Source organism: Pantoea sp. SGAir0183, from assembly GCF_043545505.1.
On the sequence record NZ_CP028070.1, the window covers coordinates 1 to 12,853 of the forward strand.

Consider the following 12,853-nt stretch of genomic DNA (forward strand, 5'->3'; position numbering starts at 1 on the left):
TAATATTTCAATAGAAAATAATTGTTGTATTTCTACAGTTTCAAATGGCCTAAAGACAAGTGGGTTTCTATTGTTTCCCTGTCCAAAGAGTGAAAATTCTCATAACCAAGCTGAGTTAACAGATAGCGAGCCTCGCTATCTGTCATTCTTGAGGAACACTTTAATTATTCCGGTTTTGCGGCCAGTTAACTTCAGGTGCCGTCGATACATCGACGGCTTTCACTGCAGACTTGTATGCCATCCACGCTGATAGTTTGCTTTGTCATTATCGCTAATGTCACCAAGCAAAAGTTCAATCTTCCAATCGGAGATTGTCTTATCGATACTATTTAAATATCTTCTCGATGTTTTCTGCAATTTTTTTATCGGCTTCATGTTTAAGCGAAAAATCCTCAACCCAGTTTTCACCATCCCATTTACAGTACTCTGAAGCTGGAACTTTTGAAGTTGTATTGGTTGGGTAATCACCCAGTTCAGTTATAATAAATGATTCTCCTGTCTCAGTGTTGTAGACAGTTTCACCGCGATGATCACTAATATATTCCCATGCAGAAAGGTCTTTAGTTCTGCAAACCTTCATGCCCTCTTTTTTTTCTAAGGGAGCATCGACACATGAATTAGCAGGAAGTCCTACTCCTTAGCAAGAGTTTCAGTGATAGTTGAAAGATATTCACGAGAAACACCATCATAATTATAAACACTAATTCCCATAGTTAATAGCTATGAGATTTTTATCCAATTGAGCTCTTAACATTATGCAGCCCTCAAAATATAATTAAATGCAATGTTGCGTGGTCGTGTCTCTGATCCACCCGTGTTTTCCATAAAAATATAAGTGTGACAACGATTGCCCGGTTGGTTTGTGACATCAACAGACTCACTATTTTGATCTGTATAGGCAACAATATGGGTGTTGGAGTACCATATTCGTTAACAAAACGGTGGTTATGTGAGCGAAACGCATCATCCTGTGCAGAAAGCACTGTTCTTCCGTTATCAATGTTACGCCCATCATCCCAGCCACGTATAAATCCCCACGCAAATCCGGTAATTTAAGCGATGGATAGGCTCTCGCCAGAAGCGGGATCAGCTGCGCGCTGAAAGCGTCACCATTACACGTTAGCCAGCCTGATGGTGGATTTCAGAAGGCCAGGGAACCGGCACGCCAACCGGCAAAGCAGAGCCTTCGCCCAAACCGAGGTTTTAAAGTTTTTCCGGGCTTTGTGCCAATAATAAAAAGAGGATACAAACCTCGGTTTAGACGAAAAGCTTTTTGGCCGATTATTGAAGGTAAATATTTTCAGTCAAAATACGACTTATGCAAAACCGACCGCGAGACTACTAAAAATAATCGTTACAGGAGGCGGCGGCGGTGGCGGTGGGACTTCTGCAGTTGGAGCAAATCAGGGAGCGGTTGGCTCAGGTGGAGGGGCGGGTGGTACCGCTATCTCCTGGCATTCAGTCGATGAGCTTGAGTTTCCCATATTGCTAACCGTCGGAAAGGGTGGTTCTGGTGGAGTCGGTGGTAACGAGCCGCAATCAGGGCAAAGCAGCAGTTTTGGTAGATACCTCTCTGCATCAAGCGGTGCTCGAGCGGCAAGTGGTACGGCATTTAACTACGGAGAGAATCGCTTACTTTCTAACGGCGGCAGTGGTATTGGCTATGGTAGTAATCACATGAATGTCAGAGGCTCTGCAGGAACCCCAGCAATTACCTTAAGCTCGGGCTATGAGAGTGGAGGTGGTGGCGCATCGTTTTTCTGTGGAGGGGGAAATCCTATTGCTGCAGGCTCATCTTTGTCTGGTGATCCTGGCGCGTTTGGATCAGGCGGCGGTGGTGCATTTTCTGTTAGTAATTCTTCTGCTCAAAATGGAGGGAGCGGTGGCGATGGCATTATTATCATTGAGGAATATGCATGAAAAACTATGCGCGAATTGAAAAAAGTACAGTAAGAGAACTATTTTCAACGGAAGATGATATAACGGAATTGTTCCATCCTTCTATCCAGTGGGTTGATATCACAGAGTGTGAAATTAAGCCTGAAGAAGGTTGGGAGTATGTAAAAGGTATGTTCGTGCCACCCAGGAAATGAACATCACTTCGAAAAAAGACCCGCGACAGCGGGTCTTACTTTAAATCCCATAAACATCAAAAAGATGCTTATAAAATGATTAGTAAATGATTCCAGGTTATGGCTTCAACTGTTATGGATTGCGTTAATAAACTTATGCTGAAGTATATTTTTAAAAATAACCCTCAAAAAAATATAAATTAAAAATTAACCATGGAAAGATTGAATATTTTTAATTATTTCTGGCCGGATTATTTCTTCAGGGTTATTAAATTTTGGTGAGAAAAAATTTTTTCCCAGTTACCATTCGACTATGACTAAACCTGGCTGCCCCATAGCCCCTTTACCATTTATTCCTGTTGAACCACCTGCACCGCCAGCACCATAACCATCACCAACGTAACCATTTTGGCCTCCAGCACTACCTGCGGAAGATGAGCGAACGGAGCCACCGCCTCCACCGAATGGACATGACGCGCCTGCGCCGCCGCAACCTGTTCCAATCGTCGAGCCCGTTGTTCCTGCTCCATCATTTCCAGTGCTTCCACGAGGATATCCTCCCCCACCAGCCCCACCATACTGCGCTGAACCACCACCACCAGGGTCTCCACCCTGACCGGCGATGAGGGTCAAATAATTGCCAAAAACAGTATTGCCACCAACTCCTCCAGCTTTGCCATCGGAGTTTACTGACGTGGTTCCACCGGCACCACCAGCCCCGATGACTACATCGATCATTTCTCCAGGCTTAACTGTTATGGCGCGCTTAATAACTGACTGTCCAGCGCCACCGCCACCGCCACCGCCGCCAAATTCACTGGTGTTTGTACGGCAACCGCCCCCGCCCCCGCCGCCTCCAGCAGCACATCCGGATAAGTAGACAGTGCTTACGCCATCCGGGACCTGGAACTTGCCGTTACTCGTGAATTGTTTAACGCCTCGGGAGCGCGAAATTTCATTTTGAACCGCTTCTACAAAACCGAGGTTTTCGCGAAACAAACCCCTGGCCCCTGTAACCTACGCAATGGCAAACTCCCCACCTTTTACCAGAGGAAAAACGATGCTGATTGGCTATGTCAGGGTGTCAACAAATGACCAAAACACCGATTTACAACGGAATGCCTTGCAGAGTGCAAATTGTGAACAGATTTTTGAGGATAAAATCAGCGGTAAGACCAGCGAACGGCCAGGCCTAAAGCGGGCGCTCAGGACGTTAAAAGAGGGCGATACTCTGGTGGTGTGGAAGCTGGATCGGCTTGGCCGCAGCATGCGTCATCTGGTCATGCTCACTGAGGAGCTGCGTGAACGTGGAGTCAATTTCCGTAGCCTGACAGACAGCATCGACACCAGCACGCCGATGGGACGTTTTTTCTTTCATGTGATGGGCGCCCTGGCGGAAATGGAGCGTGAATTGATCGTTGAACGCACGCGAGCGGGCCTCACCGCTGCGCGAGAAAAAGGACGCATTGGTGGGCGGCGGCGCATTATGACGCCGGACGTCGTGGAGCGGGCAAAAAGAATGCTGACGAACGGCGCCACACGTTACCAGGTGGCACTGGTGCTGGATATCTCTGTCAAAACCCTGTATCGCTATCTTCCAGTCAACGCCGCTAAACCCACCGATCATAGTAGTAACTAACAGGAATAAACGATGTCATTTGCCGTGCGTTTTTACGATCGTGCCGACCGGGCTGATATTCGCAAAATCCATATGGACGCTCATCTGCAGTGGCTGGAAAGCGTCAGGTCAGGCGTACTGATTGCGGGCTCCCTCAGAGAGCATGCCACGGCCCATCCCGATGGTGCGTTATGGATTGTGGAAGCCGCATCCAAAGAAGCTGTTGAAACCCTCCTGAAGCAGGACCCGTTCTGGCAAGAGGGCTGCGTCAAAACGTGGATATCCGGCTCTGGAGTAAGGCTTTTGACAGCCCCGTTACCCTGTAAATTATCGCCACTGTTTAGCCACGCGCCAGCAAACTGCAATCGCATGCATCCTTTCTGCTGACCTGACACTCTGAGCACACCCTCAACACGGAGTGCTACAGATGTCTGATTTTCATCACGGTGTCCGCGTCGTCGAAATTAATGACGGCACACGCACCATCTCGACTGTTTCAACCGCCATTGTTGGCATGATCTGCACCGCAGAAGATGCTGATGCAACGGCGTTCCCTCTTAACACACCTGTTCTGCTGACCAACGTGCAGGCAGCCATCGGCAAAGCCGGTACCCAGGGCACCCTGGCGGCCGCGCTGCAGGCGATTGCTGACCAGGCGAAGCCAGTGACTGTCGTGGTTCGCGTAGCAGAAGGCGCGAGTCAGGCGGAAACCACCTCTAACCTGATTGGCTCGACAGACGCGAACGGTAAATACACCGGCATGAAGGCGCTGCTCAGCGCGCAAACTCAGCTGGGTGTTAAGCCACGTATTCTGGGCGTGCCAGGGCTGGATTCGCTGGAAGTGGCGACCGCGCTGGCCAGCATTGCACAGCAGCTGCGTGGCTTTGCTTACGTGTCCGCCTGGAACAGCAAAACCATCTCTGATGCCATGAAGTACCGCGAAAACTTCAGCCAGCGTGAGCTGATGGTCATCTGGCCAGACTTTATTGCCTGGAATACCGCGACCAGCAAATCTGAAATGGCTTATGCCACCGCACGTGCGCTGGGCCTGCGCGCCAAAATTGACAACGATACGGGCTGGCATAAAACCCTGTCCAACGTGGGCGTCAATGGCGTAACCGGCATCTCTGCAGACGTTTTCTGGGATCTGCAACAGACTGGCACCGATGCCGATCTGCTGAATGAGAAGTGCGTCACCACGCTGATCCGTAAAGACGGCTTCCGTTTCTGGGGCAACCGTACCTGTAGCGACGATCCGCTTTTCGCGTTTGAGAACTACACCCGTTCAGCGCAGGTGCTGGCCGATATCATGGCGGAAGCGCACATGTGGGCCAACGATAAACCGCTGACGCCAGTACTGGTACGCGAAATCATCGCCGGCATCAATGCGAAGTTCCGTGAACTGGTCAGCGCTGGTTATCTGCTGGGTGCGAACTGCTGGTACGACGAAAGCGCGAACGATAAAGAGAGCCTGAAGGCGGGCAAACTGTTTATCGATTACGACTACACGCCGGTGCCCCCGCTGGAAGATCTGACGCTGCGTCAGCGCATCACTGATACCTATCTGGCGAACTTCGCCGCATCCGTAAACAGCTAAGGAGCCGGATAAATGGCACTGCCACGTAAACTCAAGGGGTTAAACCTCTTCAATGATTCAAACAGCTATCAGGGCATTGTAACCGCCGTTACGTTGCCGAAGCTGTCACGCAAGCTGGATACCTATCGCGCAGGCGGCATGAACGGCGCCGCGTTTATCGATAACGGCCTGGACGATGCGGCGCTCGATATGGAGTGGACGCTGGGCGGTATGGATGAGCTGGTACTCAGCCAGTGGGGCGCAACGGCCAACGTTCCGTTACGTTTTACCGGTTCTTATCAGCGCGATGACACCGGCGAAGAGATTGCCGTTGAAATCGAAGTGCGCGGTAAGCACCAGGCGTTTGACTTCGGTGAAGCCAAGCAGGGTGAAAACGCCGAAACCAAAGTCACCAGCAAAAATACCTATTTCAAACTGACCTGGAATGGCAAAGAGCTGATTGAAATCGACACCGTCAACATGGTGGAGAAGGTCAACGGCGTCGATCGTCTGGAACAGCGCCGTAAAAATCTCGGCCTGGTGTAATAACAAAGGCCAGCGCGTTCTGCGCTGGTCCCTCTTGATTGAGATGGAGAAAAAATGGAACAGCTGGATAAGCCGGAACAGAAAGACAACCTGGTGGTGCTGGAAAGCCCGATTTCACGCGGTGATGTAGTGATCGCCCAGATCGAGCTGGTCAAACCGAACGCCGGCGCACTGCGCGGTGTACGACTGGCCGAGCTGGCCTCGTCCGATGTGGATGCGCTGTTGATGGTGCTGCCCCGTATCACGATGCCTTCGCTGACCAAAGCGGAATGCAATGCGCTGGACCCGGTTGACCTGATTGCCCTGGGCGGCAAGGTGATTGGTTTTTTGTCAGCGAAATCGGCCACGTAAGCTGGCCCCGCGATATGACGGTCAATGATCTGATGGCCGATATTGCCAGCGTTTTTCACTGGCCCCCCTCAGAAATGTATCCCATGTCGCTGGAAGAGTTACTCGACTGGCGGCATAGAGTGATGATCCGCAGTGGAGTAACCTCAGATGAGTAACACGCTCAAGCTGCAAGTGCTGCTGGAAGCGGTTGATCGGGCGACGCGCCCGTTCAGTGCCGTGCGTAAAGAAACAGAAAAACTGTCTGCGGATATCCAGGAAACGCAGGACCACCTGGATGCGCTCAACGCTAAATCCGCGCAGATTGAAGGGTTCCGTGCGACGCGCAAAGAACTGACGCTGACCCAACAAAATCTCAAAAATACCCGGGCAGAAGCGGCAGCACTCGCCATTCAACTTAAAAACACCCAAAACCCCACCGCGGAACAAACGCAGGCGCTGGATAAGCTGCGTCAGTCGGCTAACGCGCTGCAGCAAAAAAATATTCAGCTGCGTCAGTCGGTACAGGAGCAACGCCAGGCGCTGAATGACGCCGGGATTTCCACGCGCCGGTTGAGCAGTGAGCGCCGGAAGCTGAATCAACAAGCCGAGCAGACGACATCCACCCTCAATGCGCAGGGTCAGTCCATGGATCGGCTGAATCAACGTCAGGACAAGCTCAACCGCATACGCGATCGCTACCGTGCCGGCATGGCGCTGGCAGATAACGTGCAAAGTGCCAGTTCGAAGGCCAAAGACTTTGTTGAAAAGGGCCGAAAAGTCATTGATTACCTGTCACCTGCAAATGAGGTTGTGCAAGCCCGCGCGGCGATTACGCAATCGGGTGGCTCATCGGGAGAGGCAAAAGCTGCAGCACCGGCAGTGGCTAACCTTGCAAACGCGACGCAACGTAGCATGCAAGAAAGCGCGTCTTTGGTGCTCAATATTAAAAACGCGTTCGGCATTGCAGATGACCAGGTTGGTCAGTTAGGCGACGTGCTCTCATCGACCTTTGCCAATAAAACCACCGATTTTACCGCGCTTAAGACGGCGATGGTCGCTGTAGGGCCAGCCGCGAAGGACGCCGGTGTAAGCGTCGGTCAGACCGCGGCCATGATGGGCGTGCTGGCGGAAAACGGCATGACGGGCAGCCAGGCCGGTGCTGGCGTCAGCGCCATGTTGACACATGTTCAGGCACCGGACGCCAGCGCAGACAGCGCACTGAAAGCGTTGAATGTGCAAACCGCTGACGAACAGGGCAACAACCAGCCCATTTTCGCGGTGCTCGGTCAGGTACAGGCGGCGTTTGAGAAAAATAAACTCGACGCAGCCCAACAAGCCGCTTATCTGCAGGCCATTTTTGGTGAACAGGGCGCGGCCCCTGCCGCAGTGCTGATGAAGGGCGCAGCCAGTGGCCGACTGGATCAGCTGTCTCAGGCGCCCGCTGCCCAGCCGCCAGCCGCAGACGCGTCGGTTGATACCAGCCTGCAGGCTATCACTCAGGATGGCTTGTCCGTACAGTCCGTACTGACCGGCGTCATGAATATCAATCCTCAGCTCTCGGACAGCCTGCTGACGCTGGCGGCCGGTGGGCTGACGTTGGTGGATTCCCTGGCCAGCGTGGGGAACATTGCCTGGCCCGTCATTAGCGGGCTGAGTACTATCATGGCGGGTGTGGAGCTGCTGGGCAGCGCGTTTGCCATCATCGGTGGCGCGATTACGGCCACGCTGGGGGCGATTACGCTACCGGTGGTCTTGCTTGGCGCGGCTATCGCGGCGGGTGCCATGTTGGTTTACCAGTACTGGGAACCGATTAGCGCTTTTATCAGCGGCGTTGCTGAAGGTTTCAGCGCGGCGATGGGGCCGATAAGCGACGCGTTCGCGCCGCTGAAGCCGGTATTTGACTGGTTCAGTAACAAAGTGTCTGAGCTGGGCGCATGGTTCTCGACGCTGCTGGAACCCGTGAAGTTTTCTCAGCAGGAGCTGGCTTCAGCAGGGGAGATGGGACAGCGCTTCGGCAACATGCTGGCGACAGCGCTGAAATTGCCTGGTGAAGCCCTTAACCAACTGCGGGGCGGCATTGACTGGGTGCTGGGCAAACTTGGCATCATCGATGAGAAATCTGACAAGGTGAAAGACAAGCTGCCACCGCCCAAAATGCGCGAGCAGGACGACGAGGATGAGGATAACGCGGATGCCCGTCCGGCCGCATCGCGCGCCAGCCTTAACAGCACGCTCAATCAGCCTTTGCCTTCGGTTAACAATTCAAACGTGGATAACCGTCAGCACACCGTAACCAACAACATCTATGCGACAGGCGACCCCCAGGCGATCGGACAGGCCGTTGCACAGTATTCCACGGCATCGCCGTGGTCCACGGCTGATAGCAGCTATAACTCCATGTTTAGCCGGGATTAATTCACCATGATGATGATATTAGGCATGATGCCGTTTGTACGGCAAACCCTTCCCTTCGACAATCTGAAGCATGACGTGGGCTATCGCTGGGCAAAGAACAGTCGCGTGGGGCGACGTGAGTCGACCCAGTTTTTGGGTGCCGGTGACGATAAAATCACCCTGTCTGGCGAGCTCCGGCCTGAAATCACCGGCGGCAATGTCACGCTGCTGGCACTGAAGGCGATGGCCGATGAAGGCCTGGCGTGGCCGCTGATTGGCGGCAATGGCATTATTTACGGCATGTTTGTCGTAACAGATTTCTCGGCCACGCATACCGAATTCTACAGCGACGGCAGCGCGCGCAAGATAGGCTTTACCCTCAACCTGTTGCGGGTTGACGATTCGCTGACCAGCATGTTCGGCGACTTAAAAAGGCAGGCGGAAGAACTGCAAAACCGGGCCAGTGACGCAGCGCAACGGGTGGGTTCTGTCATCAACAGCGTTACCTCTGCGCTGAGCGGAGGGCGCTGAGATGAGCGATATCGCCCCGATTCCGGTGCCTCTGCGCGTTGCGCCGACGCCGGACTTCAATATCAAAATTGAGACGAAGGATAAAACGGAAGATATTCGCCCACGGCTGATTTCTCTGAAGTTAACGGATAACCGTGGCTTGCAGGCCGATCAACTGGAGCTGACACTGGACGACAGCGACGGCCAGTTGGTCATGCCGCCTTTTGGCGCAAAAGTCGCCCTGGAGATTGGCTGGAAAGGACAGCCGCTTGCAAATAAAGGCATCTACCTCATTGATGAAGTCACCTACCAGGGCGCGCCGGACACGATAACGGTGGTCGCCCGAAGCGCCGATTTTAGCGGTTCGCTCGATGTTAAAATCACTGATTCATATCCAGACATGACGGTTGGCGAGGTCGTGGAAAAAATCGCGAAACGTAATAACCTCAAGTGGAAAGTTTCGCAGGAGATAGCTAAGAAAAAGATTAAGCACCTCGATCAAACACAGGAAACGGACGGCACATTTATTACTCGTCTGGCTATGCTGGTTGGCGCGGTGGCGACAATTAAAAAAGAAATGCTGCAGTTCTTTGCCCCCGGGCAGGGCGTGACCGTGAGCGGAAAGCCGATTTCACTCCTGAATCTGAACCGACAGGATGGCGATAAGTATGAGTACAAATTGTTTAAGCGCGACGATTACAGTGGCGTAGAAGCAAAATGGTACGATCAGAAAAAGGCGCAGCAGAAAGGGGTAACCGTCAACACGATACCGCCAGCAACACCGGCGGTGAACCCTGTCCATCCCGCAGCCAAAAATATCCCCACAATCGGGCAACAAGACCCGGGAAAAACCTATGTTTTTGGCAGCAATAAGAAGCTGTATGTACTGAATACGCACTTCAGTAGCCAGGAGGAAGCAGAGGAGGCGGCTAAGGCAAAGTGGCAGGAACTGCAACGCAACCGGGCTACGCTGAAGATCCTACTGGCGCTGGGTGCTGCGGAGTTGATTCCTGAAACGCCGGTCAAAGCTCATGGTTTTAAATCGGTCATCGATAATCAAAAATGGCTGATTACCAATATCGTGCATACCCTCGATAAAAGTGGCTTTACCACCCAGTTGAACCTGGAGCTGATGACTGAAAACGTGGATTACATCTTAGTTGAAAAGCAAGTTGGTTAGATTAAATCTAATTATTGTTGCTTTTTGTTTAGTCTTTGGCTAATGTGATTGTATGCCAGAGAGGAGAACAACTATGATGCATTGCCCAAAATGTCAGACCGCCGCCCATACGAAAAGCAGCCGTTATGTTTCGAAAGAGACGAAAGAACGTTATCACCAGTGCCAGAATATTAACTGCAGTTGTACCTTTAAAACCCTGGAGAGCGTATCCGGATTATCGTCGAACCGGCACAGATTAATACCGTGCCGGTGATGGCGAAAGGCAGCAATAATCCGTCACCGCAGCTGCTGTAAGCCCAACCCGCGAAAGCGGGTTTTTTTTATGGCTGCGGCCTGGATGGGATCGCTGGGAGATCAGGCTGAAGGCCAGCGAGCCGTTGACGTTTAAGGGCGCGACAGCGGCCTCTGGGAGTGCTGTTAATAACTGTACGGTGGTGAGGGCCGGGGCCCTTGGGGACACTGGCAATTACTGTACGGAATAAAAAGATTTTACTGATATGAGTCAGGCAAAACAGGCTTCCGGTGAAGAGAGAAAAAGCGTGGCGATTTTCGGCAGAAGAAAACGCAGGGGTGATAAAGTATTTTGGTACTAAGAGTAAGTCCGCGCTGGGATTTGAATTCGGTATGCGAATTCCCTTCTTCCAAAGGGAAGAAGGGAAAGGGCCGGAATTAATGAACGCTATCTGTAAGTTTGCTATCGATCATCACCAGCCCCGACGCTGTTTGCACAAAACGCGGCGCGGTTAAGTCATCAGTCATGATGTTAATCATCTGGAATAACAAGCCGGTGATGTGTTTCTGCAAGTCTGTAGAAGCCGGCTGATTCAGCAACACTAACGTCAATGCGCTGCAATATTGCCGCATCTCTTCCGAATCTATCGAACAACCGCTGCGACAGGCTTTGTCATTACCTTTCTCCAGCGTGAGGCGTTTAATCAGGTGTTCTGGCAGTGGCTTGTCTAACAGAACTTTCAAGACTTCCAGTGCAGCGAGCAGACGGCCGCATAGTGCCATACGAGCGGTGATATCGTGACATTCCACCAGGGCATCGACATAGTGGCTACATGCTCCAGCACCTGAAAGAGATCGTGCGTCGTGCCGAGCGGTGTTTTCAAAGGGTTGATACTGCCGGTTCGATAACTGGTTGAATGTCCACGATTTCATAATGAGTGGTTGTGTTACTATTGGTATTAGCCATAGCGTTGTTTCCTTTAGAGTGAACGTTGTGGTCAGACGCTCCGGTATGTGTTGCATCACTGCCGGGGCGTTGCTCTCATAAAAGGCCTCATGTTAGTGTGGTCTTTTAAAGGATTAAAATGAGGAATAGGTCAGTACATGTCAATTATAATGCGTGAAAAAAAACCAAAAGGTGGAGGCAAGTCCCCACAATTTCAAATGCGCATTGATCCCGCCTTAAAAAAACAGCTCGATGCGGTTGCAACTGAAGAAGGAATTAGTCTGGCAAGCTGGCTGAAGAATCTGGCGAGAGAGGCGTTAAAGGCAAGGGGAATTGAGCCGGAGGGTGAGTTTGTACGTGAAATATTGAGTTAATTATATGTGTGGTAAATGAAAAAAGCTAAATTTCGCTATTGTGAAGTTTTTAATTTGGCCATTACAAGTTTGATAAAATAGCTGAGGCTTTGATGGAGTTGTGAGTAAATGAAGCTTTTTATTGTATGGTTACTGCAATCTTTTTTCTATCTTGTACCGATTATAGTCAGTGTTGTTGGTGCTTATTTTATTGTGCGATTCGTTCCATTTTACCCAATGGGGTTTGTGGTTGTCTGGGTCGGTATCGTTGCTTATCTTTATGTAAGATACAGTAAGTGGGTTTAACCTCAACCGTATAATCTTTTCATGGCGATTTTCAAAACACCATGAAGTTTCAATATTTATCTGTAATATGATGTTCAGTGAATCGGGACTTACCCATATTGACTTGCTCAAAGTAAATAATCAGGATGTAAGGTCCTTATAAATGAATGAGCAATCTAAGTTGTACGCTTACAAGATTGGCTATGAGATAACATTCAAATAAAATAATATTGCCAGAAAGAAGAGCAGACTACGATAATGGACGAGACAGAAAAGCAGTACTCGATCTTGTTGAGACTTACAATGGTCGAAGCATATTTACCTTTAAGCGGTATCCGCTCAAACATAATACCGATCTTAATGAAGATTTTCGAATGGACCCGTTAGATGCCTATGATTTACTAGAGGAATTCACAGAGAAATTTTCGAATTAATTTAGATGAAATCAATTTCACTCGCTATTTCCTGAAGATAAGGCAAAGCAGAAAAGGCGTTGACCATTCAATTACTGATTGACTCGGCCCGAGCAGGTCACTGGACGATGAAGAAAAATCAAAAACAGAAATACCTTACCTCAAACTCAGACAGGAAAATAATGAAAAGGGAAAAATAAGACGATTTATATTTTAGCAGTCATTATATGTTTTCTGATTCTTCCGGAAATAATGGTTCGTACACTAACCCCAGAACAACTCGTCAGACTCAGCGATTTCACAAGCCTGGGCGGATTTTTAGCCATCTCCTTTCGTTAATGTTTTCTCGGTATAACATCGATTTTGCTGGGCATTGTCGCTATCTGTCTGGCAAAAAAA

14 protein-coding genes and 4 pseudogenes are annotated in these 12,853 nt (G+C 50.6%); 14 read left to right on the forward strand and 4 right to left on the reverse strand.

The genetic code is table 11. From position 1 onward, the window contains the following. Positions 1-160 precede the first annotated feature (160 nt). Positions 161-580 (reverse strand): annotated as a pseudogene (locus C1N59_RS23425) (tail fiber assembly protein). Positions 581-753: 173 nt separating this feature from the next. Next, positions 754-1,203: pseudogene (locus C1N59_RS23430) on the reverse strand (phage tail protein); the annotation flags it as partial. Positions 1,204-1,284: 81 nt separating this feature from the next. Between C1N59_RS23430 and C1N59_RS23435 the strand changes: the two are divergent. Together C1N59_RS23435 and C1N59_RS23440 are read left to right on the forward strand one after the other, a co-directional pair. Further along, positions 1,285-1,920: a glycine-rich domain-containing protein gene (locus C1N59_RS23435; RefSeq protein ID WP_394550294.1), complete on the forward strand. Its 636-nt coding sequence runs from the start codon at positions 1,285-1,287 to the stop codon at positions 1,918-1,920. Then, positions 1,917-2,093 (forward strand): hypothetical protein, encoded by a 177-nt coding sequence (locus tag C1N59_RS23440; protein ID WP_185200640.1) that lies wholly within the window; start codon positions 1,917-1,919, stop codon positions 2,091-2,093. Before C1N59_RS23435 ends, C1N59_RS23440 begins: the two co-directional genes overlap by 4 nt. A gap of 329 nt (positions 2,094-2,422) precedes the next feature. Here C1N59_RS23440 and C1N59_RS23445 read toward each other — a convergent pair whose 3' ends face one another. Then, positions 2,423-2,671 (reverse strand): hypothetical protein, encoded by a 249-nt coding sequence (locus C1N59_RS23445; protein ID WP_394551572.1) that lies wholly within the window; start codon positions 2,669-2,671, stop codon positions 2,423-2,425. A 461-nt stretch (positions 2,672-3,132) separates the two neighbouring features. Here C1N59_RS23445 and C1N59_RS23450 point away from each other — a divergent pair, with 461 nt between their 5' ends. The 10 genes and pseudogenes from C1N59_RS23450 (at position 3,133) to C1N59_RS23495 (ending at position 10,520) form a co-directional block, all read left to right on the forward strand. Beyond that, complete coding sequence (locus C1N59_RS23450; RefSeq protein ID WP_394550298.1) at positions 3,133-3,711, forward strand: recombinase family protein; 579 nt, start codon at positions 3,133-3,135, stop codon at positions 3,709-3,711. Between the two features lie 12 nt (positions 3,712-3,723). Further along, positions 3,724-4,077 carry a YciI family protein gene (locus C1N59_RS23455; protein WP_394550299.1) on the forward strand — a complete coding sequence of 118 codons (354 nt, stop codon included), beginning with the start codon at positions 3,724-3,726 and terminating at the stop codon, positions 4,075-4,077. Between the two features lie 40 nt (positions 4,078-4,117). After that, entirely contained in the window at positions 4,118-5,287 is a 1,170-nt protein-coding gene (locus C1N59_RS23460; protein ID WP_394550300.1) for a phage tail sheath protein, read from the forward strand. Positions 5,288-5,299: 12 nt separating this feature from the next. After that, the gene (locus tag C1N59_RS23465; RefSeq protein ID WP_033739911.1) at positions 5,300-5,812 is read left to right on the forward strand and encodes a phage major tail tube protein; all 513 of its coding nucleotides are present in this window, start codon (positions 5,300-5,302) and stop codon (positions 5,810-5,812) included. Between the two features lie 54 nt (positions 5,813-5,866). Next, complete coding sequence (locus tag C1N59_RS23470) at positions 5,867-6,163, forward strand: phage tail assembly protein (RefSeq protein WP_375097014.1); 297 nt, start codon at positions 5,867-5,869, stop codon at positions 6,161-6,163. A gap of 14 nt (positions 6,164-6,177) precedes the next feature. Further along, positions 6,178-6,318 carry a GpE family phage tail protein gene (locus C1N59_RS23475; protein WP_033739907.1) on the forward strand — a complete coding sequence of 47 codons (141 nt, stop codon included), beginning with the start codon at positions 6,178-6,180 and terminating at the stop codon, positions 6,316-6,318. Continuing rightward, on the forward strand, positions 6,311-8,557 hold the full coding sequence (locus tag C1N59_RS23480) for a phage tail tape measure protein (protein ID WP_394550301.1): 2,247 nt from the start codon (positions 6,311-6,313) through the stop codon (positions 8,555-8,557). Before C1N59_RS23475 ends, C1N59_RS23480 begins: the two co-directional genes overlap by 8 nt. Positions 8,558-8,563: 6 nt before the next feature. After that, positions 8,564-9,067, forward strand: coding sequence for a phage tail protein (locus tag C1N59_RS23485; RefSeq protein ID WP_033739905.1), 504 nt, complete (start codon positions 8,564-8,566; stop codon positions 9,065-9,067). 1 nt (position 9,068) lies between these two features. Beyond that, entirely contained in the window at positions 9,069-10,226 is a 1,158-nt protein-coding gene (locus C1N59_RS23490; RefSeq protein ID WP_394550302.1) for a contractile injection system protein, VgrG/Pvc8 family, read from the forward strand. A 73-nt stretch (positions 10,227-10,299) separates the two neighbouring features. After that, positions 10,300-10,520: pseudogene (locus tag C1N59_RS23495) on the forward strand (ogr/Delta-like zinc finger family protein). A 375-nt stretch (positions 10,521-10,895) separates the two neighbouring features. Here the strand turns inward: C1N59_RS23495 and C1N59_RS23500 are convergent. Further along, positions 10,896-11,390: a hypothetical protein gene (locus tag C1N59_RS23500; protein WP_394551575.1), complete on the reverse strand. Its 495-nt coding sequence runs from the start codon at positions 11,388-11,390 to the stop codon at positions 10,896-10,898. A gap of 171 nt (positions 11,391-11,561) precedes the next feature. Between C1N59_RS23500 and C1N59_RS23505 the strand changes: the two genes are divergently transcribed. Further along, entirely contained in the window at positions 11,562-11,777 is a 216-nt protein-coding gene (locus C1N59_RS23505) for a toxin-antitoxin system HicB family antitoxin (RefSeq protein ID WP_394551578.1), read from the forward strand. Between the two features lie 494 nt (positions 11,778-12,271). Next, positions 12,272-12,588: pseudogene (locus tag C1N59_RS23510) on the forward strand (DUF1493 family protein); the annotation flags it as partial. Positions 12,589-12,853 lie beyond the last annotated feature (265 nt).

Excerpts from the sequence above, each read along its gene's own strand:
- C1N59_RS23505 (WP_394551578.1), top strand. The coding sequence starts at position 11,562 with ATGTCAATTATAATGCGTGAAAAAAAACCAAAAGGTGGAGGCAAGTCC.
- C1N59_RS23475 (WP_033739907.1), top strand. The coding sequence starts at position 6,178 with ATGACGGTCAATGATCTGATGGCCGATATTGCCAGCGTTTTTCACTGG.
- C1N59_RS23455 (WP_394550299.1), top strand. The coding sequence starts at position 3,724 with ATGTCATTTGCCGTGCGTTTTTACGATCGTGCCGACCGGGCTGATATT.
- C1N59_RS23465 (WP_033739911.1), top strand. The coding sequence starts at position 5,300 with ATGGCACTGCCACGTAAACTCAAGGGGTTAAACCTCTTCAATGATTCA.
- C1N59_RS23440 (WP_185200640.1), top strand. The coding sequence starts at position 1,917 with ATGAAAAACTATGCGCGAATTGAAAAAAGTACAGTAAGAGAACTATTT.
- C1N59_RS23500 (WP_394551575.1), bottom strand. The coding sequence starts at position 11,390 with ATGAAATCGTGGACATTCAACCAGTTATCGAACCGGCAGTATCAACCC.
- C1N59_RS23450 (WP_394550298.1), top strand. The coding sequence starts at position 3,133 with ATGCTGATTGGCTATGTCAGGGTGTCAACAAATGACCAAAACACCGAT.
- C1N59_RS23480 (WP_394550301.1), top strand. The coding sequence starts at position 6,311 with ATGAGTAACACGCTCAAGCTGCAAGTGCTGCTGGAAGCGGTTGATCGG.
- C1N59_RS23470 (WP_375097014.1), top strand. The coding sequence starts at position 5,867 with ATGGAACAGCTGGATAAGCCGGAACAGAAAGACAACCTGGTGGTGCTG.
- C1N59_RS23485 (WP_033739905.1), top strand. The coding sequence starts at position 8,564 with ATGATGATGATATTAGGCATGATGCCGTTTGTACGGCAAACCCTTCCC.
- C1N59_RS23460 (WP_394550300.1), top strand. The coding sequence starts at position 4,118 with ATGTCTGATTTTCATCACGGTGTCCGCGTCGTCGAAATTAATGACGGC.
- C1N59_RS23490 (WP_394550302.1), top strand. The coding sequence starts at position 9,069 with ATGAGCGATATCGCCCCGATTCCGGTGCCTCTGCGCGTTGCGCCGACG.